Source organism: Streptosporangium sp. NPDC048047, assembly GCF_040653115.1.
GTDB lineage: Bacteria > Actinomycetota > Actinomycetes > Streptosporangiales > Streptosporangiaceae > Streptosporangium.
Map to the genome: position 1 here is coordinate 249,592 of NZ_JBEZNH010000002.1, position 24,504 is coordinate 274,095.

Below are 24,504 nucleotides of genomic sequence, written 5' to 3' on the forward strand. Positions count from 1 at the left end.
ATGGACTAAACGCCCAGGTCAGGTTACCTGCGGATGAACAGGCGATGACACCTTGCGGGCCGACGCCTGCAGCGCCGCCTCCACGACCGTCGCGGCGACGGCGCTGCCCAGGGCGACGGTCCACCCCACCGGCCCGAGCGGGCGGGAGCCGAAGAACCGGCTCACCCCCGGAGCCGACACCGCAAGGCCCAGCACGGCCAGCGAGACGGCCGAGGCCAGCAGGACCACCCGGTCCCGGCGGCCGAGCGCCAGGGTCTGGAAGAGCTGCGCCGACACCAGCGCCACCAGCCCCATCGTGTTCGCCCGGCCCGCCGTGCCGGTCATCCGGCCGATCCACCAGGCCGCCCCGGCCGCGCTCGCCGTGGTGACCGCCCGCAGGTAGATGTCCCGGGTCAGGGAGGCCCCCAGGGACGCCTCGGGCCCCTCGGCCAGCAGCTTCTCCGGGCTCGTCGCCGCCGGAGGCCGGACCGCCACCGCCAGCGCCGGCAGCATGTCGGTGAGGAGGTTGACCAGCAGCAGCTGACGGGCGTTCAGCACGTTCCGGCCGGACAGCAGGCTGGAGCCGACCGTGAAGACGATCTCCCCGATGTTGCCGCCGAGCAGGACGCTCAGGGCGTCGCGCACCGAGCTCCACATGGCCCGGCCCTCGATGATCGCGTCGACGATCGTCTCGATGCGGTCGTCGGTCACCACGACGTCGGCGGCGGCCCGGGCCGCGGCGGTGGCGCGGGAGCCCAGGGCGATGCCCACGTCGGCGACGCGGATCGCGGGCGCGTCGTTGGCGCCGTCGCCGGTGACCGCCACGACCTTGCCGGAACGGCGCAGGCAGCGGACGATCCTGGCCTTGTGCGCCGGGGTGGTCCTGGCGAGGACGGCCGCGTCCGACAGCGCCTCGGCCAGCTCCTCGTCGTCCAGGTCGTCGATCTCCGGGCCGGTCATGACCCGCCCGCCGTTCAGCGCGTCCAGCTCGGCGGCGATCGCCTCGGCGGTGCTGGGATGGTCACCGGTGACCATGACGATCCGGACGCCCGCCCCCATCAGCCGGCGGACGCTTTCGGCCGCCGTGGGCCGGATCGGGTCGGCCAGGCAGAGGAACCCGAGGAAGCGCAGCTCGCGGATGCGCTCCTCGTCCAGGTCGCGGCGGTCGGAGGCTCCGCGCTCGGCCACCGCGAGCACCCGGTACCCCTGCAGGGCCAGCCGGTTCACCTCCTTCTCCAGCTCCGCGCGCACAGGATCGGTCATCGGGGTCTCGCGGCCGTCGCGCAGCACCGCCGTACAGCGGGTGATCACGATCTCCGGAGCGCCCTTGACGCTCAGCAGCGCCCCCGCCCCGCCCGCGCCGAGCACGGCGTGGTAGCCGCGGCCGGGTTCGAAGGGCAGCTCGTCGATCCGCACCCACCCCTCGGCGCCGTCCTCGGGCGTCACCTCCAGCCGCCGGGCCCCCTCCAGGACGGCGCGGTCGGTGGGATGGGCGACGGGCCGCCCGGGGTCGCTCCGGGGCCCGGCCCGCATCCCCGCGGCCACGATCCGCCGCAGCTCCGGCGTCAGCGCCTCCACCGGCTGCTCGGTCCGGCCGTCGGAGACGCGCCGCAGGTTGATGCGTCCCTCGGTCAGGGTGCCCGTCTTGTCGAAGCAGAGCACGTTCACCCGGCCCAGGGCCTCGATGGTGGAGGGGTTCGGCACCAGGGTGTTGCGCCTGGACAGCCGCCGGGCGGCGGCGAGTTCGGCGACCGAGGCGACGAAGGGCAGCCCCTCGGGCACGGCGGCGACGGCGAGGCTCACCGCGGGCGCCAGCGCCTGCGCCGCCGGTCTGCCCCTTACCAGGTCGGCGACCAGGAGCAGCAGGCCGGAGCCGATCGCGGCCGGGAGGATCTCCCGGCTCAGCCGCCGCAGCCGCAGCTGCACCCCGGTCGGCGGGGGCCGCTCCGCGGTGATCCCGGCGGTACGGGCCGCCTCGGTCGTCCGGCCCGCCGCGACGACCACGGCGAGACCGTGCCCGGCCGCCACCGTCGTGCCCTCGTAGACCATCGAGGTCCGCTCGGCCAGGGCGGACGCGCCGACCGGCGCCGGTGACTTGGCGACGAGCTGCGACTCGCCGGTCAGACTCGCCTCGTCGACCTCCAGGCCCACCGCCCTGACCACCCGGCAGTCGGCAGGCACCGCGTCGCCCGCCCGCAGCTCGACGACGTCGCCCGGCACGAGGTTCTCCACGGTCGTGCTCTCCTGCCCGCCGGGGCGGCGCAGCCGTACCCGGAGCGCGACGGTCTCGGTCAGGCGGCGCAGGGAGCGGTCGGCGGCGAACCGCTGGCCGCCCCCGATGAACGCGTCGATGACCATGACCGCGGCGATCAGCACCGCGTCGGGGACCGAGCCGACCAGGGCCGACAGGCCCGCGCCCGCGGTCAGGACCGGTGTCAGCGGGTTGGCCAGCTCCTCGGCGGAGGCGCGCAGCAGCGAGGCGGGGGCCTCCGGACGGGCCCCCGAGGCGGTACGGCGCCGCAGCGCCTCGGCCTCGCTGAGGCCCCGGGGCGAGGAGCCGAGCCGGGCCAGGACGTCCTCGGCCCGCATGGCGTGCCAGGGGGTCGGGTCGGTGCGGACCGGCGCCGCCACGCGCCCGGCGTCGCGGCCCGACCACTCGCCGACCGCGATGGCCACCAGCGCCGTGCCGTCGCTGACGAGCTGTGCCCAGCGCACCGTCGCGGCCCTCGGTCCGAGGAAGGTCAGGCCGGTGCCGAGCAACGCCGTCGCGGCGCCGAGCCACACGCACCGCTCGCTCGTCCGGCGCGCCGGGCCCAGGGAGCTCAGCAGCAGGTGGGCCTCACCGGGCTCGCAGATCACATCCGCGTCCCACGGCACCGGGCCCGACGGCCGCAGCACGCCGACGCCCAGGTCCGCCTGGGCCAGCGCGGCGAGGGGACGGTCCGACACCACGGCCACGCCGTGCCCGTCCGCCTGGAGCGCGCGGACCCTCGCGGCGAGCCCTGAGCCGCCCGGGACGCTCTCGGCGACCCCCAGCCGCCGGGCGAGCTCCGCGAGCTCCGCGGGTTCCGCGGCCCCTGCGTGCTTCGGGCGTCCCGCGTGCTCCGGGCGTTTCGCGCGGCCGCCGGCGAGCAGTACGGTGCCCGCACCCCGGGCCGCGGCGACGAGGGCGTCGGCCAGGGGATCGACCCCCGGAGCCACGCCCACCAGGGCCACCGGCACGCCCTCCCTCCTCACACCGACCGCCCGCAGCCCCCGGCTCTCCCACTCGCCGAGGTCGTCCGGCGGGGGAGGACCGCCCGCCGGGAGGAACCCGGCCGGGTCGGCGAGCGGTTCGGCCGTCCACCCGTCGTGCTCGCACCGCGCGGCGGGGTCGGAGAGGTCGATCAGCCCGTACAGCCGGGCCCGCAGCTCGTCGCCGTCCGTGCCGCCGTCCGTGCCGCCGTCCGTGTCACTGTCCGTGTCACTGTCCGCGCCACCGGTCGCGTCGCCGGTCAGCGGGACGACGCGGTCGATCGTCCAGGAGCCCGTCGCGAGGACTCCGGCGTCGAGGATGACCGTGTCCACGCCGTCCATCCGGCGCAGGGCGTTGCCCCTCAGCACGATCGCGCCGCGCCCCGCCGCGGCCCGGCCGACCGCTCCCGCGAACGCCTCGCGGCCCAGCTTCGCGGCCTTGGGCGTCGCGTTGACCAGCATGGCCAGGCCCTGCTCGCGGCTGCCGCTGAGCAGTCGGGTCAGGCCGGAGACGCCCACCGCCAGCGGGCTCGCCGCGCGCTCGAACCGGTCCACGGGGCTGTGGGCCATCGGGGCCGTACGGGGCGTCCGCGCCGACCGGATGTGACGGTAGCCCCCCTCTCGGTTGGCCAGCTCCTTCTCGTGCTCCCGCCAGGCCCGAAGGGTGCCGCGCGTCTCCGCGTAGCGGGCGGCCGCGGTCACCGACTGGACCACCATCCCGAACGGCCGCAGCGCGAACGTGTGACCGACGATCCCGGCGGTGGTGAACAGCGTGTCGGTGACCGCGCGCCCGAGGCGGCGCTCCAGCGCGGTACGGACGAACGGGGTGGAGTCGACCAGGTTGAGGATGGTGGGGACGGAAGGGGGGAGCGGCGGCGTCCGCAACACGCGTCCGGCGACGGCCAGCCCGGCCCCGAGCAGGCTCGCGCCCAGCCGGAGGCCGGCCCGGGCGTGGTTCTCCGCCAGCCGGGACGAGGGGGAGCGCGGGCACCGGTCCTCCGTGGTCTCGGCCTCCTCCACGGGGCCCGGTTCGAACTCCTCCTCCCCGGCCCCGCCGTCGAACTGCTCGACGATCGACAGCAGCCTGCCCAGGTCGGCCGCGGCGCTGTCGCAGCCGACGAAGACCCAGCCCAGAACGCCGTTGACCTCCGCCCGGTCGATGCCCTTCACCGACAGCAGCCGGTCCTCCAGCCGCCGCGCCATCCGGCCGGTGCCCGGACCACCGATTCTCCGCAGATCGATGCGGACCCCGCCGGGACAGGCCCGCGCCTCACGGGAGCCCGGAAGGGCGGCGCGGAGCGGGTCGGGCACGAGTCCCCAGAGCGCCTCGATCGGCGACCTGAGTGCGTGCGGCACGAAGGTCACCCGGAGGCGCTCTTCGCGGTGGCGGCCCGGGTGGTCCGTGATGCGGATCGGGCGGCCGGTGTGGCGGCCCGGGTGGTCCGTGAGGTGGCCCGTGTGGTTTTGGCGGCCGGGGACGCCGTCTTGGTGGCCCGGGTGGTCCGCGACGTGGACCGAGCGGCCGGCGTGGCGGCCCGGGTGGCTCGTGACGTGCTTCCGCCGCCCGTGGTGGATCGGGTGGCGCGCGTGGTCCCTCCCGTGGCCGCGGAGGTGGACCGGGTGGTCCGGGCGGTGCCGCCGGTGGCTCGTGACGTGCTTCCGGGGGTCCGCGCGGTGCTCCGTGTGGTGGCGCGGGCGGTGGTGCGGGCGGCCCGGGTACGAGAGGTGCCCGCCGTACCGGTCTTCCCGGAGCCTTCGGCGACGTCCGGGGCGATCACGGAGCCCGGGACGGGCGACGCGGCCTTCGAGGAGCGGGAGGCGGCCCGCTCCCGGCGGGCGCGCTGGGCGATCACCGTACCGACCCCGATGGCCGCCGCCACCGGCCACTCGATCAGTCCCGCGACCGCGAGCGCGCCGAGCCCGCCGTAGTAGACGATCCGTTCCGGTGACGGGAGGAGTGACCGGGCCGTGTCGACGGCCTGGCCCGCCTCCTGCCGGCTGAGGTGCGGAAGATGCATGTGCGGGGGGCGCAGCTGCACGGTCAGCATCGGCAGGTTCAGCGTCAGCGCGTGGCCGTCGGTGCTCTGCCCCGCGGTCCCGTGCCGCTCCGTCTTCCGGCCGGTCGTCGCGGGCGCCGACGCCTTCGCGGTGGAACCCGTCGCCGCGCGACTGCGCGACGGCCGGGACGCCTGACTCGACGCCCGGGTCGCACCCCGGCTCGACGCCCGGGTCGGCGTCCGGCTCGACGTCTGGCTCACTGTCATGGTCCCTCCAGGACGGAGTTCTGAGAAACGATCGGAACAAAGCCCGCAGAAGACCCATAAGGCCATCTACGTACGGTTCCATGGTCATGCCGCCGTTTCCATAGCGTTCCTCCCAAGCCGCGTCCGAAACGCATTTCTCCTGCTCAGGTGGGCATTCACCATGCAAAGGCATCTGCATTCCACGCACTTTCCCGAAATATCAAGAAGAGACGATGAAGGGGGTGTTTCGCCCCTCGGCGATCAGGGGGAAGATAAGACCCCCGTTGAGTTCGTCCGGATACGTCATAATCTGGGGCTGGTGTCGAGAAGGAGGCGGGATGCTCAAAGGTGTGCTCATCGACTGGGGCGGGGTGCTGACGACGAACCTGTCCGAGGCGGTCGCCTCCTGGATCGTCGCCGACCGGATCGACGCCGACCACTACCGCGACGTGATGCAGCAGCTGGTGCAGCACGCCTACGAGGGGTCGGGCCCGGCCGAGAACGTCGTGCACGCCCTGGAACGCGGGGAGATCTCCGGGCCCGACTTCGAACGCTCCCTGGCGGCCATGCTGGTGACGACGGACGGTGTGCCACCGGCCGCCGAGGGGCTGCTGGAGAGGATGTTCTCCGGGTTCCTCCGGATCGAGCCGATGTACGACATGCTGCGCGCGGCGCGCGCGGCGGGACTGCGGACCTGCCTGGTCTCCAACTCCTGGGCCAACGAGTACCCCCGTGACGGCTGGGAGGAGTTCTTCGACGAGGTCGTCATCTCCGGCGAGGTCGGCATGCGCAAGCCGGAGCCGAGGATCTTCGAGCACGCCCTGGGACGGGTGTGCCTGACCGGTGAGGAGTGCGTGTTCGTCGACGACATCGAGGCCAACATCGTCGCCGCCCGCGCGCTGGGCATCGTCGGCGTGCACCATCGGGAGGCGGAGAAGACCATCGCGGAGCTGGAGACGCTTCTCGGCCTGCCGCTGCGCTGACGCCGCACCGCCGTCCCCGCCCCGGTCCGATCGCCCCGGTCCGCTCGTCTCGTTCCGCCGCGCCGTACGGCCGTGCCCGCGCCGTACGGCCGTGCCGGTGTCGCGCAGCCATGGCCGCGCGGTGCCCGCCGGGCGGCCGGGTGCCCGCGTCGCGTGCGGCCCGGCCGTCCGGGCTGGCACACTCGATGGGTGATCGGCGCCGCACCGGCGCCGGTGTGGGATGAACAGATCGAGGCATGGATGCGCGTCTACCTGCCCTGCACGCTTCCGGCGCTGGCCCGCGTGCTCGCCGAGGGTGAGCTCGGCTCCGCCCCGCTGACCGGTTACGCGGTCACGCCCGCGCTGGTCGAGTGGTACGCCTCGGGTGACACCGAGGAACTGGAGTACGTCGCCCTGACCGACGCCGCCCGCGCGTCCCTGCGGATGCTGGCCGCCGACCGCGCCGACGGGGTCAAGGCGGCCGCGCGCCGGGTCGTCGTCGCCGCCGAGGTGCCGGACGGCGAGGTGGGCATGGGCGCGGATCTGGAGGAGCGCGCCCGGGTACGGCTCGCCGCCGCGGTCCCCATGGCGCGGATCGCCGCGGTTCACGTGGACGAGGAGGCCGCAGTGGCGGACGTCGAGGCCGCGATCGCCGCGCTGCCCGAGGCCGACCTCGGGGACGAGGACGCGCGGTTCACGGTGGACGGCGCCGAGGCCCACGAGCTGCTGTGGTACGCCACCCAGGAGATGCCCGACCTGGTCGGCTGATGGCGGCCGGCTGATGGCGTACGGCGAGGTCAGGCGGCTTTCCTGTCTTAAAATCCGATATTTGCTTATTTCCCTTTACTTTTCGGTCTAGGGTTGATCCCCGTCTTCAGATCCATGTCCGAAGAAGGGGGCACAAAATGAGGATTCGAACGGTCGCGACCGCGCTGGCGGTCGCCGGTGTGACCCTGGTCGCCGCGGCGCCGGCGAACGCGCAGAGTTACTACGACCACAAGGATCCGTACCGCACCGGCTGTGGCAACACGGCCCGGGTGGTGAAGAAGGCCGACATCACGAGCCGGGCCAACGGGACGGTCGGCACGGTCAAGCTCATGTGGTCCAGCCGCTGCAAGACCAACTGGACCGAGATCTCCGTCAGCAGCACGGCCCGGGGGTCGGTCCGTGTCTACACCAACCGGAGCTCGGACACCTTCCGCTTCAAGGCGGGCAACCACGGCCGGCACTGGGGCAACATGCTCCGGGCCCCGGGTGTCTGCGCGTGGGGCGCGGCGAGCATCCAGTGGGGCACGGGCGCCGGCGGCCAGAACGGGGCCGGCGTCACCGCCAAGGCCTGCCGTTGATCATCCCGGAAAAGCGTCGGACCCCGCGGGGGACCGGCGCTTTTCCGCTGGGTCGAGCCGCGTCGGACGGCGACGGCGTCCATGGCACGAGTGCCCTGTCGGTGCGGCGGGCCGGCCCGGCCATGCCGAGGCGGCACGGTTTCCGTCGAACCGGCAGGCGGCACGGGGCTTCAGTGGTCGTCCGCCGCCTGGTCGTACCGTTCACGGCGGTTACGAACGAGGCGCTGCTGAATCCGGGCGTACAACAGGCCCATGCAGCCGGAGAGGGCGGCGATGACGATCACGGCTGGAATGCGTCCGACGGGGACGATGCCTGCCACGACGAACATCGACACCAGGAACGCGGCGAGGCCGAGCGCGGCGTAACCCCTGTTCTGAATGTCCTCCCAACGCCGCATTCTTGGGCTGGCCTGCGGGTCACCGCTGCGGGTCTCGATGAACAGGACGATCAGCAGGACGGGGACCACCTGCATCGCACCTTCGTAAAGGGTCATGCTCATTACCTTTTCGGCTCATTCGTCGCCCGCAGGGCGAGGGGAGGGGTTCAAGCGGATCCGCGCCGTTCCGCCGTGACGGTACGCGCCGTCGTCAGGGCCGTTCCGACCGCGGCCACGAGCACGGTGCCGGCGCCACCGGAGGCGGCGCCGGCGGGCTCGAGCCCCGGGTCATCGGCTCGTCCGGATGAGGCGTTTGGTGCTGCGCCGGAAAGCCCACAGGACCACCAGCGCGGCCAGCACGGTGAGCGGGGTGCCCATGGCCACCCGGGCGATGCCCAGGGCACCGGTGCTGTCAGCCAGATAGAGCCACTGCTGAATCACGAACCGCGCCCCGAACACCGACGCTGCGGCGAGGGTCGCGACATCGTGCGCCACACGCACGGCGCGGTCGGACCGCCACGCCCACGTCCCGCCGTGCAAGGCGTTCCAGATGACACCGGTCAGCGGCCGACGGGCCAGAACCGACCCGAACGTGACGACGAACCCGGCCAGCGACGCCCAGATCCCGATCACGAAGAAGTCCCGCGCGGAGCCGGTCCACGCGATGATCCCGGCGGCCAGCGCCACCCCGAGCAGGCTCCCGGCCGCGGAAACAAGGCGTTCCCCGCGCAACAGCCGGAAGACGGACAACGCCAGCCCGGTCGCGACTGCGACGCCGACGGCGACCGGCAGCGGCAGGAACGCGTTCGCCGTCACGAACACGACCACCGGAACCGTCGAATAGACGAACCCGGCGATGCCCCCCATCTGGTGCAGCACGGTGGGCCTCGGGGCCTCGGCACCGTAGTCAGGGCGGGCAGGCCCACGATTCTGCTCCGGCATCAGGTTCGGTTCTTCGTCGGTGCGCATCCGCACAATTAACAGGTATGCCGCAACGGCACACTCAAGCCTGTACGACGCGAGGGTGACCGACCTCACAGGGGAACGGGCAACGGGCCGGTCGCCCCGTGGTCGGGGCGGCTTCACCCGACGAGCCCGCCATCCCGGCGGCTCGGCCTCGAACAGCAGCCGTCATTCCGAGCGGCGGCTGCCCTACTAGGCTGGAGCGGTTATGGCGAAACATATTGTCTGGGACTGGAACGGCACCCTTTTTCACGACATCGACGCCGTGGTGGAGGCGACGAACGCGGTCTTCGAGCCCTACGGTCTGGCCCCCTACGACGTCGAGGGCTTCCGGGCGGTGTACTCCCGCCCCATCTGGACGGCCTACGAGCGCATGCTCGGCCGTTCCCTCCTCGACGGTGAGTGGGAGAAGCTCGACCTCGGGTTCCACGACCACTACCACCGGCTGATGCCGGGGTGCGGTCTGGCGGCCGACGCGCTGACCACCCTGCTGAGCTGGGAGGAGTCGGGCGGCGGGCAGTCACTGCTGTCCATGTGGGCGCACGACCGGCTGGTGCCCAAGGTGACCGAGCTGGGGATCGCCCGGCACTTCCTGCGGATCGACGGCCTGCTCGCCGGTTCCGGCAGCCGCAAGGCCGAGTCGATGGCGGCGCACCTCGCGGCGCTCGGCACCGATCCCGCCGACGTGCTGGTGATCGGTGACAGCCTCGACGACGCGCACGCGGCGCAGCACGTCGGGGCGCGGGCGGTGCTCTACAGCGGCGGCGTGACCGGCAGGGCGGCCCTGGCCACCTGTGGCGTCCCGGTCGTCGACACCCTCGCCGAGGCCCTCAGCCACGCCTGACGTTCTCGGCATCGGGTGGAGCGCGGGCCCGGCGGCGGCCGTACCCTTGGCATCCGTACCACCGGCGTCCGTGAACCCCCACCCGGTGGCATCCGCGCCCCACCCCCGGGAGGCCACGATCAACCGCCTGGTTCTCTGGAACATCGATCTCACGCTGGTCGACGTGTCCATCGTGACCCGCGACGCGTACGCAGAGGCGTTCCGGCGGGTCACCGGCCGTCCGCTGGTCAAGCTGACCCAGCACAACGGCCGCCCGGACTCCGAGATCGTCTTCGAGATGCTGGCCCTCAACGGGGTCGTCGCCACCGACGACCACCTGCCGGCGTTCCTCGACGCGCTGGCCGACGCCTTCGCGGCCCGGCGCGGCCTGCTGGCCCGGAACGGCCGGACGATGCCCGGCGCGGCCGAGGCGCTCAGAGCCGTGGCCAGGCTGGAGGGCACCGTCCAGGCGGTGCTCACCGGCACGATCAAGAGCAACGCCGTGCACAAGCTGACCGCCTTCGGCCTGGACCGGCACGTCGACTTCGAGGTCGGCGGCTACGGCGAGGAGGTCTATCCCAAGGCCACCCTGCTCCAGGTCGCCCAGGGCCGGGCCAAGGCCAAGTACGGCACGGCCTTCGACGGCGGCAACACCGTGATGATCGGCGACTCGGCCCGCGACGTCCAGGCGGCCCGGATCGCCGGGGCCGCGATGATCGGTGTCGCCACCGGCCGTTCCCTGCCGGCCGAGCTGCACGAGGCGGGCGCCGACGTGGTGCTGCCCGATCTGGCCAACCCCTCCGAGGTCGTCGCCGCCGTGGCCGGCCTGACCTCCCCGTCCCGCAGGGCGGGCTGAACCGCGAAGCGTCCCGTGCCGGCCGATGGCGTCAGGGCCTGGCCGTGACCGGTGCCGCCGTACCTCGGCATTCCGCCGGGCTCAGGGCGAGGCGAGGCCGTTGAGGAAGCGGGCGGCGATCGGGGCGGCCACCGCGGCTCCCTCGCCGCCGCCCTCCACGATCACCGAGAACGCCAGGTCGTCGCGGTAACCGATGAACCAGGAGTGGGTGGGCGGCTCCTTCCCCGAGGTCCCCGAGCCGAACTCCGCGGTCCCGGTCTTGCCCGCCGTACCGGGGGGGAAGGAGACCCCCTTGGCCGTGCCGTCCGTCACCACCGCGGGCATCAGGGTGCGCAGCGCCCGCACCACCGCGGGCTCCAGCTTCCTGGACGGGGCGGCCGGCAGCAGGGAGGCGTCCACGAGGCGGGGCGGGCGCCAGGAGCCGTCGGCGATGGCGGCGGCGACGGTGGCCATGTTCAGCGGGCTGGTCAGGACGCGGCCCTGCCCGATCGAGGCCGAGGCGAGGTCGGTGTCGTCCTTCGGCTCCGGGAACTGCGCCCGTACGGCGGGCACCCCCGGGTCCACCGGCCCCCCGAACCCGAAGCTCGCCGCAACCGAGGCCAGGCGTTCGGCGCCGAGCCGTTCCACGCCCAGCGACCCGAACGTGGTGTTGCAGGAGTGCGCGAACGCGGCCCGCAGCGGCACCGTGCCGAACTCCTCGAAGCCGGCGTTGTGGAAGGCGTAGCCGCCGATGTTCCGCTCGGCGGGGCAGCCCACCGGCTGGTCGGCCGTCATGCCGCCCGCCACCAGGGCCGAGGCCGTGACCACCTTGAAGGTGGAGCCGGGCGGGTAGTGGCCGAGCAGAGCCCGGTTGAACCCGCCCGGCTGGTTGGCCACGGAGAGGATCTCGCCGGTCGAGGGGCGCAGCGCGACGAGCGAGGCCGGCTTGGTCACGCCGTCCATGGCGTCGGCGGCGGCGCGGTGCACCCGCAGGTCGATCGTGGTGGTCAGCTTCCGGCCGGGCCGCGCGCCCGCGGTGGTGAGCGTGGCGACCCGTTCGGCGCCCCGTACCAGGTCCACCCGGCCGCCGGAGGAGCCGGTGAGGCGGGCGGCGTATCTCTCGGAGAGCCCTTCGACGAGCTGCTGCACCGAGCCGGGCGTGGAGGGGGTGTCGATCCTGGCGCCGTCGGCGGCCAGGATCGGCGCCCGCTCGGACCGGGACGGCATGGCCTTGATCCGCAGGCCCCGGCCGAGGCGGGGGTGGATCGCCGCCGGGGTCCACCGCACCCGCCAGGCCCGCTCGTGCTCGACCACCCGCAGCGACCCGTCGTAGGACCAGGGCACCGGGCCGTCCAGCGTCGCCCGGAACCTGACCGTGGAGCCGTCGGAGCCGCCCGAGTCGCCGGAGTCGTCTGAGCCGCCGGAGTCGTCGCCCGCGGTGACCCGGAAGGCGGCCTTCGACAGCTTCAGGTCGGACCGGAAGCGGGTGTACCAGCGGTCGAAGTCGTCCGGCGGGTCGACGGTCAGCGCCCGCATCGCCCGGTGGTCCTGCCGGGCCCAGGCGGCGAGGAAGTCCCGGGCGGTGTCCTCGGGCGACCCCGGCGTGCGCAGCAGCCACACGCCCGCGCCCGCCGCGACGGCCAGCGTCACCGCCGCCGCACCGTACCTGTATGTGTTCCTCATGGTTCGTCCCCCTGTCTCGCGGATCGAGGAGACCAGAGGGATACCGGTGGTGTCCAATATTGATATCTGGTGTCGCTTCATAGCGGAACCGATATGGTTGCTGCTCATGGACATCGTCCGCCATCTGCGCTACTTCACCGTCGTCGCCGAGGAGCTCCATTTCGGCAACGCGGCGATCCGGCTCGGCATGGCCCAGCCGCCGCTCAGCCAGCGCATCCGGCGGCTGGAGGAGGAGCTCGGCGTGCGGCTGTTCGACCGCTCCGCCCGCCAGGTGCGGCTGACCGAGCAGGGGCGGCTGCTGCTGCCCGAGGCCCGCGAGATCGTGTCGCGGGTGGAGCGGCTGCGTGAGCTGGCCGGGCGCGGCGAGGGGGCGGTGCTGCGGGTGGGGGTCCTGCCCGACCTGGGGTCGGCGGTGATCGCGGCGCTCATCGCCGGATTCCGGGAACGGGCCCCCGACGTACGGCCGGCGCCCGCGGAGATGTGGAGCGCCGACCAGGTCGCGGCGCTGCTCGACGGCGCCCTCGACGTGGGCGTGGTCCGCCACCCGGTGGCCGTGCCGGGTCTCCGCTTCGGGCCGGTGCTCGTCCAGCGCCCCGGCGTGGTGCTGGCCGAGTCCGACCCGCTGGCGGCGTCGGCGTCGGTGCACCTGGCCGACCTGGCCGGGCGGCGTCTCGTGCTCTACCCTCACGAACCCGGGCTGCACGAGGAGACGCTCACCGAGTGCCGCCGCCACGGGTTCGTCCCGGAGGAGGTCCACGAGGCGCAGACCCTCGGCCTGGTCATGGCGGGCACGGCCGTCGCCTTCGGGCCGCAGGTCACCCTTCCCGGGCTGCGCTGGCGGCCGCTGCTGGGCAGCCCGCTGACCTGGCAGGTCTCCACCGCCTGGCGGGGAGAGCCCGGAGAGGCTGCCGTAGCCTTCGGTGCGGTGGCGGCACGAGTGCTGAGGGAGAACGCCGGGATGACGGACGACGGTGTGGCGCCGGCCCGGCGGGTGCGGGCCCGCCCCGCCTCCGGGTTCCTCGCGTGACCACCTCCGCCCCGGCCCCGGCGACCGGGCTTCCCCCTCGCAAGGAGATTCGATGACCGGCCTCGGTACCCTCTTCCGTTCCGCCGGGGTGACGGGTTTCCTGCACGCCGTGGACATCGACACCGGCGCCGACGTCGCCCACGGCGCCGACGAGGCCGTGGTCACGGCCTCGGTGTTCAAGGTCGCGCTGCTGGTGGAGTTCTTCCGGCAGGCGGACCGTGGGCTGCTGGACCCGGCCGAGCGGGTCACGGTCATGGCGGACCGCCACACTCCCGGGCCCACCGGGGTGTCGGCGATGTCCGACGACGTGACGATGTCCCTGCGCGACCTGGCCTATCTGATGATGGCGGTGAGCGACAACACCGCCGCCGACACGCTGATGGGCCGGGTCGGGCTGTCGGCGGTCAACACCATGCTCGCCGGTCTGGGGCTGACCGGCACACGGGTCGAGCACGACTGCCGCGAGCTGTTCGCGAGCATCGTCGAGGACGCCGGGCAGGAGGAGATGCCCACCGACCCCTCGGTGCTGGCGCGACTCCGGGTGCTCGACCCCGCGCGCACCAACCGCAGCACCCCGCGCGAGACGACGCGGCTGCTCGGCATGATCTGGCGCGACGAGGCGGCCTCGCCCGGATCGTGCGCCGCGATGCGCAGGCTGCTCGGCCTGCAGGTGTGGCCGCACCGCCTCGCGGCCGGCTTCCCCTACGACGACGTCGCGGTCAGCGGCAAGACCGGGACGCTGCCCACGATCCGCAACGAGGCCGGCGTGGTGGAGTACCCCGACGGCGGGCGCTACGCCGTCGCCGTCTTCACCCGCTCGTACGGCACGGCGTACAACCAGCCCCGCGCCGACGCGGTGATCGGCTCCGCGGCGCGGGCCGCCGTGGAGTGGCTGCGCGACTGAGCCACGTGTCCGGCCCACACCCCGTACCCGGCCGGTGTGTGCGTCCCGGGGATGACATTCGGGCGGGCCGCCGACAGGATGGGGACCATGGTTGAGGAAGGTGCGCTGCTCTGGGAACCCGCCCCGGAGGTCGTGAGGGACGCCAAGGTGACCCGCTACATGGAGTGGCTCGGACGGCCGGGCGACTACGACTCCCTGTGGCGCTGGTCGGTGGACGACCCGGCCGGGTTCTGGACGTCGGTCTGGGACTACTTCGGGGTGGTCGGCGAGCGCGGTGACGGGCCCGTGTCGTCCGGGACGATGCCCGGCGCGGAGTGGTTCGCCGGCTCGACGCTGAACTACGCGGCCAACGCGCTGCGCCGGGCCGCGTCCGACCCGGACCGCCTCGCGGTGGTGTCGCGCGGCGAGACCGGTGAACGCCGGGCCCTCACGCTGGGGGAGCTGGCCGGAGAGGTCGCGCGGGTCCGCGCGGGCCTGGCGGCGCTGGGCGTCGGCAGGGGCGACCGGGTCGCCGCCTACGCGCCGAACGTGCCGGAGACGCTGGTCGCCTTCCTCGCCACGGCCTCGCTCGGGGCCGTCTGGTCGTCGTGCTCCCCGGACTTCGGTGCCTCCAGTGTGATCGACCGTTTCACCCAGATCGAGCCGAAGGTGCTCATCGCGGTGGACGGCTACCACTACAACGGCAGGCGGTTCGACCGCTCCCAGGTCGTGCGGGACATCGCGGCCGAGCTGCCGACCCTGGCCGCCCGGGTGCGCGTCCCCTCCCCGGACGCGCCCGCCGGAGCGGGAACGCCCGCGACCGGGGACGGCGAGGACGGCGGGCGGGTGATCGACTGGGCGGAGCTGCGGGCCGCCGAGGGACCGCTCGACTTCGAGCCGGTGCCGTTCGGCCACCCGCTGTGGATCGTCTACTCCTCCGGCACGACCGGCCTGCCCAAGCCGATCGTGCACGGCCACGGCGGCATCGTGCTGGAGCACCTCAAGTCGCTCTCCTTCCACCAGGACCTGGGTGAGGACGACGTCTTCTTCTGGTACACCACCACCGGCTGGATGATGTGGAACTACCTCGTCGGCGGCCTGCTGGTCGGCGCGACGGTGGTGCTCTACGACGGGTCGGCCGCCCACCCGGGCACCGACGCGCTGTGGCGGCTGGCCGCCGAGGAGGGGGTCACGTACTTCGGCGTCGGCGCGCCGTACATCGTGACGTCGATGAAGGACGATGTGCGGCCGGAGGGGCTGGAGGCGCTGCGCGGCGTGGGCTCCACCGGCTCGCCGCTGCCGCCCGAGGGGTTCGCCTGGATCGCGGAGAGGCTGCCGCGGGTGCAGCTCGGCTCGTTCTCCGGCGGCACCGACGTCTGCACCGGCTTCGTCGGCGCGGTCCCGCTGCTGCCGGTCCGCGCGGGCGTCATCCCGTGCCGCTGCCTGGGCGCGAAGGTGGAGGCGTTCGACCCGTCGGGGCGGTCGGTGGTCGGCGAGGTCGGCGAGCTGGTGCTGACCGCGCCGATGCCCTCGATGCCGGTCATGTTCTGGAACGACCCGGACGGCGCCCGCTACCGGGAGAGCTACTTCGCCGACTACCCCGGCGTCTGGCGGCACGGCGACTGGATCAAGATCCTGCCGGACGGCGGCTGCGTGATCTACGGCCGCTCCGACTCCACCCTCAACCGGGGCGGGGTGCGGATGGGCACCAGTGAGTTCTACCGGGTGGTGGAGCGCTTCACCGAGATCGCCGACAGCCTGGTGATCGACACCGGTCAGCTCGGCCAGGACGGCCGGCTGCTGCTGTACATCACCATGGCCGAGGGGGCCGGGCTCTCCGACGACCTGCTCAGCCGGCTGCGCACGGCGCTGCGCGAGGAGCTGTCGCCCCGGCACGTGCCGAACGAGATCATCGAGGTCCCGGGCATCCCGCGCACGCTCAGCGGCAAGAAGCTGGAGGTGCCGGTGCGCAAGATCCTCCTCGGCGTCCCGCCGGAGAAGGCCGCCAACCTCGACGCCATGGCCAACCCTGAGGTGCTGTCGCACTTCACGCCGAACCGGGAGTGACCCAGATCACTAAACTGCAGTTGACTAAACTCTAGTTTAGTAGAATCGGCATATGCCGGTTACCAAGCCTGAACGAATCTTCGATCGCGACAGCGACTGGAACGCGCTGGTCTCGTTCGTCGAGTACGCCGAGCCGGAGCCGACCCTGGGAGTGATCAGTGGTCGGCGACGGCAGGGCAAGACCTACCTTCTCACCGCGTTGGCCGAGAGCATGGGCGGCTTCTACTTCCAGGCGGACGAGTCGACCGAGACCGAAGCGCTGCGCATGTTCGGCGCGGCACTCGCCCGCTTCACGAACGCTCCCGCGCCGATCATGTTCTCCGGCTGGGACGACGCCCTGACGCACTTCTTCTCCCTGGCGGCGGACCGGCCCATCCCGCTGATCATCGACGAGTTCCCGCTCCTGATGAAGGCGAGCCCCGCACTGCCCTCGATCGTGCAGCGTCACCTCGACACGTACTGGCACGTCAGCCGTGAACGGTGCTTCGCCCGTGTCCTGCTCTGTGGGTCGGCGATGTCGGTGATGGGCGGTCTGCTTTCCGGGCAGGCCCCGCTCCGGGGGCGTGCCGGACTCGAACTGGTCGTCAAGCCGTTGCGCTACCGGTCCGCCGCCGCGTTCTGGGGAGCGGACGACCCGACGCTCGCCGCGCTTCTCCATGCCGTCGTCGGCGGCACGCCCGCCTACCGGCGCCAGTTCGTCCGCAACGACACTCCCGATGGATCGGGCGACTTCGACGACTGGGTGCGCCGCACGGTTCTCAACCCCCAGACGCCGCTGTTCCGCGAGGCGCGGTATCTCCTCGCGGAGGAGATGGGAGCGCGGGACTCGGGTCTCTACCACTCGGTTCTCGGTGCCATCGCCGCTGGAAACTCCACCAATGGTGGGATAGCCGCTTATGTGGGACGCAAGTCCGCGGAGATCGCTCACCCGCTCAACGTGCTTGAGGACTGTCAGCTGATCGTGAAGGATCACGACGCCCTCAAGAGCGGTAAGCCCGTCTATCGGATAGCGGAACCCCTCATCACCTTCTACCAGGCGGTGATGAGGCCGCAGTGGGCCGCTCTCGAACTCGGGGAGGCCGAGCGGGTGTGGCGGGGTTCGCGGCCGAGATTCCTGTCCCAGGTCGTCGGTCCAGATTTCGAACAGACATGCCGCGACTGGGCGATTCTGGCTGATGACGCCTTCGACGAGCCACCCGGAGAGGTGGGCTCCACTCTCGTCGTCGACCACGCGAAGCGGGAGAACAACAAGATCCAACTTGATGTGGTGGCGGTGTCGCCTTCGTTGCTCGGCGAGAAGCGGCGGGTCCTGTCGATCGGTGAGGTGAAGTGGGACAGGGTGATGGGGCTCGGGCATCTGGAGAGGCTGCGTCGCGCCCGTGAGGTGCTCGCGGCACAGGGGCACAGGGTGGAGGAGGCGAAACTGGCCTGCTACAGCGGGGCGGGGTTCGACGCCGACCTCGCCGCGGCCGCCCGCCGGGACGACCGCGTCCTCCTGGTGGACCTTCCCACGCTGTACGGCTGACACGGGAACGTGGGCGGGTGGCCGTCGGAGGCGGTCAGCCGCTCTCCGTCGTACGGCTGACGCCGAAGAGCGGCAGGCAGGGCTCCAGTCCGTGGATCTCGACGTCGTCCCGGGCGGTCCAGGCATCGCGGGCCAGGCGCAGCCGGAGGAGCTCGGCGGGCTCACCCCTGCGGCTGCGGATCTCCACACCGTCGGGGGCGTAGCCGAGCCTGCGGGAGACCCCGAGCGAGGCGTGGTTGTCGGCGAACGCGCCCGAGACGGCGTGGCGGGCACCGAGACCCGCGAAGGCCAGGTGCAGTACGGCGGCGCGCATCTCGGTGCCGATGCCCCGCCCCTGGAACCGGCGGCCGATCCACGAACCGGTCTCGGCCTGCCGGGTGACGGCGAAGTCGGAGGCCCAGACCTCCTGGGTGCCGGCGACCGCCCCGTCCACGACGGTGACGAAGGCGCAGGCCCACTTCTCCGGGGACCAGTCACCCCACTGCCGGAAGTGGTAGGAGACGCTCCTCCGCGCCCGCTCGGCGGGCTCGGCGTCGGTCCACGGGAACAGGAACGGCATGGCGTCGGGGTCGTGGACGCCTTCGGCGGCGAGGTCGGCCAGGGCGTCGAGGTCGTCGAGGGACGGGAGTCGCAGCTCCAGGCGAGGGGTGGTCACCCTCAGTCCGAAAATGGGCCAGTTGCGCATCTCCCGATGGTGTCAACCCGGGTGGACGGCGCTCCACCCGTTTTCGGCGGATCTCCGGTCCCCATGGCCCATCCCGTCCCGCCGTACGGTCCGTCCCGCCGTACGGCCGGTCGCGGGCGGGCCGTCCGATGGCCTCAGCCGTCGTGCGGCCGGGGACCGTCCGGTGCCCCCGGCCCGCCGTACGGCCGGCGGGGTGGTCCGGCGGGGCGCCGGTGATGCGCGAACCTCGCGAAGACACCCTCCAGGGGCTCTACCATGGGGGGAGGGCGGGGTTTCCCCTCGCCGCCCGGATCGCACGAGGCGCCCCCGGTATCCGGCCGGACCGTTCCGGCGGCCCGCCGGAGCATCGACGCCACGTTGACGTTTCCTGGCTTTTCGGGTGATATGCAGGGCGGCGGCATATTCCGGTCAACGGGGACCGGGACAGCGGCCGCTGGAGGTGTTGTGCCGCGGGCCACGCCCGGTGGGCGGAGTTTCGGTGAGCGGGGGGCGCGGTGTCGCCGCCTCATCCAGGCCACCCTGTGCGATGCTGGCCTCACCGCCCGCATCCGGCGGGGACCGTCCCTCCCGCACCACGGGACCGCCGGTCCCGCGCAGGCGACGGCGGCTTCCGCGCCGACGGCGGCGGGGAGCCGCGGGGCCCACGACGCACCCTGCCACGGCGACCGGCGGCGACCGGTCATCCGCCGCGACGGTCACGCCGGCCCTTCCGCCCGCTCCGTCGCGGGGACACCGCGCCGCACTCCGCCTCCGCTCCCGTCCGCGCCGGGCGCGGGCCGTCCGGGGGCGAGGTGCCACGGTGTGGGCCGTGCGGCGGGAGACCCGCCGCCGGGAGATCCGCGGCTTCCGTATTACTTCCTCCGCCCCTGGGAACTACGGGTTAAGCCGTAGATCCCTCCAACTATGAAAAATCCCTCACAAAGGAGTGAGAGCGACATGCCGCTCAACGAGGCCAAGGACGAGCTACTCAGGGGTGCCGCCGAGATGTGCGCGCACACGCCGGGTAGCGAGCACGTGGGCACCGAGGAGGCCCTCGCCTATCTGCGGCTGTACTACCGGCATGTCGCCCCCGAGGACCTGCTGAGCCGCGACCCGGTCGACGTCTACGGCCCGGCCATGGCCCAGCGGCAGCTCGCCGAGCGGCGCCCCCAGGGCCGCGCCCTGGTGCGGGCCTACAATCCCACGCTGGAGGAGCACGGCTGGGACCCCGGATACTCGGTCATCGAGGTGGTCACCGACGACATGCCCTTCCTGGTCGACTCGGTGACGATGGAGCTCGACCGCCACGAGATCGGCGTCCACCTGGTCGTCCACCCCCAGATGCGGGTGCGCAGGGACATGACCGGCAGGCTGCTCGGCCGCGGCGAGGACGACACGACGGGACAGATGCTCGTCGAGTCCTGGATGCACTTCGAGGTCGACCGCCAGGCCGACGCCGCGACCCTCAGGGTGATCGAGGAGGACCTGGAGCGGATCCTGTCCGACGTGCGCTTCGCCGTCGAGGACTTCGTCAAGATGCGGGCCCTGGCCGTGCAGACCGCCGAGGACGTCTCGCTCAACCCGCCGCCGCTGGAGCCGGCCGAGGCCGAGGACAGCCTGGAGCTGATGCGCTGGCTGGCCGACGGCCACTTCACGTTCCTCGGCTACCGCGAGTACCGCCTGGAGGAGGGCGAGGACGGCGACAGCCTGCGCCAGGTCCCCGGCACCGGCCTCGGCATCCTGCGTCACGACAAGGCGGGCTCGGAGAGCTTCGCCGCCCTCAGCCCCGAGCTGCGCGCGAAGGCCCGCGACCGGCAGCAGCTGATGATCATCACCAAGGCCAACACCCGCGCCACCGTGCACCGCCCGGCCTACCTCGACTACGTCGGCGTCAAGATGTTCGACGCCGCCGGGGAGGTCGTCGGCGAACGGCGCTTCCTCGGCCTGTTCACCCACGTGGCCTACAGCGAGTCGATCTCCCGCATCCCGGTGCTCCGCCGCAAGCTGGCCGAAGTCCTGGACCTGGCGGGGTTCGCCGCCGACAGCCACGACGGCAAGGACCTCATCGAGATCCTGGAGACCTTCCCCCGCGACGAGCTCTTCCAGACCTCGGTGGAGCAGCTGCTGCCCATCGCGCTCGGCGTGCTCAGGCTCCGCGAGCGCAAGCAGGTCAGGCTCTTCCTCCGCCCCGACGACTACGGCCGCTACATCTCCTGCCTGATCTACCTGCCGCGCGACCGCTACACCACCAAGATCCGCGTCAAGCTGCAGAACCTCCTGCTCAAGGCGATCGGCGGCACCTCGCTCGACTACAGCGCCATGATCGGCGAGTCGGCCCTGGCCCGGCTGCACGTGGTGGTGCGCGGCGAGCGCGGCCGGCCGCTGAGCGCCGACGCGGTGAACGTCGAGGAGCTGGAGGCCAAGCTGGCCGCGGCCACCCGCTCCTGGGACGACGACCTCACCTCCGCGATCGTCGAGCTGAGCTCCGAGGAGGAGGCCCCCGCCCTCGTGCGCCGCTACGCCACGGCGTTCCCCGAGGGGTACAAGGCCGACTTCCCGCCGCGGATGGCCGTCGCCGACCTGCGCCGCCTGGAGGAGCTCGCGGAGTCGTCCGACGAACTGGGGATGAACCTCTACGAGCCCTACGACGCGGCCGAGGGCGAGCGCCGGTTCAAGATCTACCGGATCGGCGCTCCCGTCTCCCTGTCGCAGGTGCTGCCGCTGCTGCAGCGGATGGGCGTCGAGGTGGTCGACGAGCGGCCGTACGAGATCGACCGCGACAACGACCCCGACACCAAGGACGCCTGGATCTACGACTTCGGCCTGCGCTACACCCCCTCGCAGGAGGTGGACCGCGACGAGTTCAAGCGGCTGTTCCAGGACGCGTTCGAGGCGCTGTGGCACGGCCGGGTGGAGAGCGACGGCTTCAACGCGCTGGTCCTGGCCGCCGGCCTGACCTGGCGGCAGGCCGAGATCCTGCGGGTCTACGCCAAGTACCTCCGTCAGGCCGGCACCACCTTCAGCCAGCACTACATCGAGCAGGTCCTGCTCGGCAACGTCCGCGTGGCCCGGCTGCTGGTCCGCTACTTCGAGGCCAGGCTCGACCCCCGCCGCGCCGAGGACGTCCGCGCCGAGCTGCAGGACGCGCTGCACGAGGAGATCCTCGGCGCCCTGGAGGACGTCGCCTCCCTGGACGAGGACCGCATCCTGCGCGCCTACCTGGAGATGATCGGCGCAACCCTGCGGACCAACTGCTTCCAGACCGTGGGCGGCGAGCGCAAGCCGTACATCAGCCTCAAGCTGGACTCGCCGTCGATCAGCGTGCTGCCGCTGCCCCGGCCGAGGTTCGAGGTGTTCGTCTACTCGCCGCGGGTGGAGGGCGTGCACCTGCGCTTCGGCAAGGTCGCGCGCGGCGGCCTGCGCTGGTCGGACCGGATGGAGGACTTCCGCACCGAGGTGCTGGGCCTGGTCAAGGCACAGATGGTGAAGAACACCGTCATCGTCCCCACCGGTTCCAAGGGCGGCTTCGTCGTGAAGAACCCGCCGAGGTCGGGCAACCGGGAGGAGGTCCTGGCCGAGGGCGTCGCCTGCTACCGGATGTTCATCTCCGGCCTGCTGGACATCACCGACAACCTCGTCGACGGCCGGGTCGTCCCGCCCGCCGACGTGGTCCGGCACGACGAGGACGACACCTACCTGGTGGTCGCCGCCGACAAGGGCACCGCGACGTTCTCCGACATCGCCAACGAGGTCGCCAAGGACTACGGCTTCTGGCTGGGCGACGCCTTCGCCTCCGGAGGCTCGGTCGGCTACGACCACAAGGCCATGGGCATCACCGCCCGGGGCGCCTGGGAGTCGGTCAAGTACCACTTCCGCACCATCGGCGTGGACGTGCAGAGCACCGACTTCACCGTGGCCGGCATCGGCGACATGTCCGGCGACGTGTTCGGCAACGGCATGCTGCTGTCCCAGCACATCCGGCTGGTCGCCGCCTTCGACCACCGGCACGTCTTCGTCGACCCCGACCCGGACGCGGCCCGCGGCTACGCCGAGCGCGCCCGGCTGTTCGCGCTGCCCCGCAGCTCCTGGGCCGACTACGACACCTCGCTCATCTCCAAGGGCGGCGGCGTCTGGCCCCGTACGGCCAAGTCGATCCCGGTCTCCCCGCAGATGCGCGCCGCGCTCGGCCTGGCCGACGAGGTGACCTCGCTGGCGCCCAACGACCTGATCAGCGCCATCCTGCGGGCCCCGGTGGACCTGCTGTGGAACGGCGGGATCGGCACCTACGTCAAGGCGTCGAGCGAGTCCCACGCCGACGTCGGCGACAAGGCCAGCGACGCGCTGCGGGTCGACGCCGCCGAGCTGCGCTGCAAGGTGGTCGGAGAGGGCGGCAACCTCGGCTTCACCCAGCTCGCCCGGATCGAGTTCGCGCTCAACGGCGGGCTGGTCAACACCGACTTCATCGACAACTCCGCCGGCGTGGACACCTCCGACCACGAGGTGAACATCAAGATCCTGCTGGACCGCGCGGTCCGCGACGGCGAGCTGACCGACAAACAGCGCGACCAGATCTTCCTCGACATGACCGACGAGGTCGCCGACCTGGTCCTGCGGGACAACTACGACCAGAACGTGGTGCTGGCCGCCGCCCGCGCCCAGGCGCCGGAGATGCTGCACATCCACGCGCGCCAGCTCCGCAGGCTGGAGCGGGCCGGGCTGCTCAACCGGGAGCTGGAGTTCCTGCCCTCGGACAAGACGATCGCCGAGCGGCGCCAGGCCGGGCTCGGGCTCAGCGCGCCGGAGTTCTCGGTGCTGCTGTCCTACACCAAGCTGGTGACGGACGCCGAGATCCTCGCCTCCGACCTGCCCGACGACCCCTACCTGGCCTCCTGGCTGGTGTCCTACTTCCCGTCGGCACTGCGCGAGCGGATGCGCCCCCACATGGACGCCCACCCGCTGCGCCGGGAGATCATCACCACCTGCGTGGTGAACGACATGATCAACTCCAGCGGGACCACCTTCATGTTCCGGCTGGGGGAGGAGAGCGGCGCGTCCGCCCCCGACATCACCCGCGCCTACCTCGTCACCCGCGAGGTCTTCGACCTGCCCAGCTTCTGGCGGCAGGTCGAGGAGCTGGACAACAAGGTGGACACCGCCACGCAGATCGCCATGGAGCTGGAGGCGCGCAAGCTGGCCGAGCGCGGCACCCGCTGGCTGCTCGGCAACCGCCGGGCGCCGCTCGACCTGGCCTCCACGGCCGACTTCTTCGCCAAGGGCATGAACGGCCTGCTGCCGCACCTGCCCAAGCTGCTGACCGGCTCGGACCTGGCGGCGTTCGAGGAGCGCCGCGACTCCTTCGTCGCCCGGGGCGTCCCCGGGGAGCTGGCCGAGCGGGTCGCGTCGATGGTCCCGGCCTACTCGACGTTCGACCTGGTGGAGGTCGCCTCACAGCTCGGCCGCCCGGTCGGCGAGGTGGCCGAGGTCTACTTCGACCTGGCCGACCGGCTCCAGCTGGCCGGGCTGCGCGAGCGCGTCATCGCGCTGCCGCGGGACAACCGGTGGAACTCCATGGCACGGGCCGCGCTGCGCGACGACCTCTACGCCGCGCACGCCTCCCTCACCCGCGACGTCCTGGCCCACAGCTCGCCGGGCCTGTCGCCGGAGGAGCGCCTGGCCCGCTGGACCGAGGCGAACGCGGCGGCGGTGGCCCGCGCCCGGCAGACCCTGTCGGAGATCTGGGAGAGCGACAACTTCGACCTGGCGACGCTGTCGGTGGCGCTGCGCGCGATCCGCGCGCTGGTTGCCACGGTCAACCTGCCGATCCGCGAGGCGTGACCCCGGCGGGGCTCCGGTGACCGGCCGGTCACCGGAGCCCCCCAGGCGGGTCAGGCGA

At 72.6% G+C, this 24,504-nt stretch carries 17 protein-coding genes; 12 read left to right on the forward strand and 5 right to left on the reverse strand.

Annotation, left to right across the window (positions count from 1 at the left end):
* Positions 1-18: 18 nt before the first annotated feature.
* Positions 19-4,569, reverse strand: a complete 4,551-nt coding sequence (locus tag AB0D67_RS02900) for an HAD-IC family P-type ATPase (protein WP_362929195.1) — start codon at positions 4,567-4,569, stop codon at positions 19-21.
* Between AB0D67_RS02900 and AB0D67_RS02905 the strand changes: the two genes are divergently transcribed.
* The 5 genes from AB0D67_RS02905 (at position 4,561) to AB0D67_RS02925 (ending at position 7,764) form a co-directional block, all read left to right on the forward strand.
* Positions 4,561-5,142: a hypothetical protein gene (locus AB0D67_RS02905; RefSeq protein WP_362929197.1), complete on the forward strand. Its 582-nt coding sequence runs from the start codon at positions 4,561-4,563 to the stop codon at positions 5,140-5,142. The genes AB0D67_RS02900 and AB0D67_RS02905 overlap by 9 nt on opposite strands.
* Before the next feature lie 87 nt (positions 5,143-5,229).
* Complete coding sequence (locus tag AB0D67_RS02910; RefSeq protein WP_362929199.1) at positions 5,230-5,406, forward strand: hypothetical protein; 177 nt, start codon at positions 5,230-5,232, stop codon at positions 5,404-5,406.
* 388 nt (positions 5,407-5,794) lie between these two features.
* Positions 5,795-6,439, forward strand: coding sequence for an HAD family phosphatase (locus AB0D67_RS02915; protein WP_362929201.1), 645 nt, complete (start codon positions 5,795-5,797; stop codon positions 6,437-6,439).
* A gap of 240 nt (positions 6,440-6,679) precedes the next feature.
* Entirely contained in the window at positions 6,680-7,186 is a 507-nt protein-coding gene (locus tag AB0D67_RS02920) for a hypothetical protein (RefSeq protein WP_362929399.1), read from the forward strand.
* A 137-nt stretch (positions 7,187-7,323) separates the two neighbouring features.
* Positions 7,324-7,764 (forward strand): DUF2690 domain-containing protein, encoded by a 441-nt coding sequence (locus tag AB0D67_RS02925; RefSeq protein WP_362929202.1) that lies wholly within the window; start codon positions 7,324-7,326, stop codon positions 7,762-7,764.
* 170 nt (positions 7,765-7,934) lie between these two features.
* On the opposite strand, the gene AB0D67_RS02930 is transcribed toward AB0D67_RS02925, so the two are convergent.
* Complete coding sequence (locus tag AB0D67_RS02930) at positions 7,935-8,258, reverse strand: hypothetical protein (RefSeq protein WP_362929203.1); 324 nt, start codon at positions 8,256-8,258, stop codon at positions 7,935-7,937.
* A 171-nt stretch (positions 8,259-8,429) separates the two neighbouring features.
* A complete protein-coding gene (locus tag AB0D67_RS02935; RefSeq protein WP_362929205.1) occupies positions 8,430-9,110 on the reverse strand; it encodes a DUF3159 domain-containing protein in 681 nt (226 codons plus the stop codon).
* A gap of 202 nt (positions 9,111-9,312) precedes the next feature.
* Between AB0D67_RS02935 and AB0D67_RS02940 the strand changes: the two genes are divergently transcribed.
* Both AB0D67_RS02940 and AB0D67_RS02945 read left to right on the forward strand, forming a co-directional pair.
* Entirely contained in the window at positions 9,313-9,948 is a 636-nt protein-coding gene (locus tag AB0D67_RS02940; protein WP_362929207.1) for an HAD hydrolase-like protein, read from the forward strand.
* 85 nt (positions 9,949-10,033) lie between these two features.
* Positions 10,034-10,783 carry a haloacid dehalogenase-like hydrolase gene (locus AB0D67_RS02945; RefSeq protein ID WP_362929209.1) on the forward strand — a complete coding sequence of 250 codons (750 nt, stop codon included), beginning with the start codon at positions 10,034-10,036 and terminating at the stop codon, positions 10,781-10,783.
* A gap of 81 nt (positions 10,784-10,864) precedes the next feature.
* Here the strand turns inward: AB0D67_RS02945 and AB0D67_RS02950 are convergent, their stop codons facing one another.
* On the reverse strand, positions 10,865-12,445 hold the full coding sequence (locus tag AB0D67_RS02950; protein ID WP_362929211.1) for a penicillin-binding transpeptidase domain-containing protein: 1,581 nt from the start codon (positions 12,443-12,445) through the stop codon (positions 10,865-10,867).
* A 106-nt stretch (positions 12,446-12,551) separates the two neighbouring features.
* Here AB0D67_RS02950 and AB0D67_RS02955 point away from each other — a divergent pair, with 106 nt between their 5' ends.
* The 4 genes from AB0D67_RS02955 to AB0D67_RS02970 all read left to right on the forward strand — a co-directional run bounded on the left by AB0D67_RS02955 (position 12,552) and on the right by AB0D67_RS02970 (position 17,947).
* Positions 12,552-13,472, forward strand: coding sequence for a LysR substrate-binding domain-containing protein (locus tag AB0D67_RS02955; protein WP_362929213.1), 921 nt, complete (start codon positions 12,552-12,554; stop codon positions 13,470-13,472).
* Positions 13,473-13,524: 52 nt separating this feature from the next.
* The gene (locus AB0D67_RS02960; RefSeq protein WP_362929215.1) at positions 13,525-14,376 is read left to right on the forward strand and encodes a serine hydrolase; all 852 of its coding nucleotides are present in this window, start codon (positions 13,525-13,527) and stop codon (positions 14,374-14,376) included.
* A gap of 87 nt (positions 14,377-14,463) precedes the next feature.
* On the forward strand, positions 14,464-16,422 hold the full coding sequence (locus tag AB0D67_RS02965; protein ID WP_362929217.1) for an acetoacetate--CoA ligase: 1,959 nt from the start codon (positions 14,464-14,466) through the stop codon (positions 16,420-16,422).
* Between the two features lie 52 nt (positions 16,423-16,474).
* Entirely contained in the window at positions 16,475-17,947 is a 1,473-nt protein-coding gene (locus AB0D67_RS02970) for an ATP-binding protein (protein ID WP_362929219.1), read from the forward strand.
* A 34-nt stretch (positions 17,948-17,981) separates the two neighbouring features.
* Here AB0D67_RS02970 and AB0D67_RS02975 read toward each other — a convergent pair whose 3' ends face one another.
* Positions 17,982-18,632 carry a GNAT family protein gene (locus AB0D67_RS02975; RefSeq protein WP_362929221.1) on the reverse strand — a complete coding sequence of 217 codons (651 nt, stop codon included), beginning with the start codon at positions 18,630-18,632 and terminating at the stop codon, positions 17,982-17,984.
* Between the two features lie 936 nt (positions 18,633-19,568).
* On the opposite strand from AB0D67_RS02975, the gene AB0D67_RS02980 reads away from it, so the two are divergent.
* On the forward strand, positions 19,569-24,446 hold the full coding sequence (locus AB0D67_RS02980) for an NAD-glutamate dehydrogenase (protein ID WP_362929223.1): 4,878 nt from the start codon (positions 19,569-19,571) through the stop codon (positions 24,444-24,446).
* Positions 24,447-24,504: the final 58 nt, after the last annotated feature.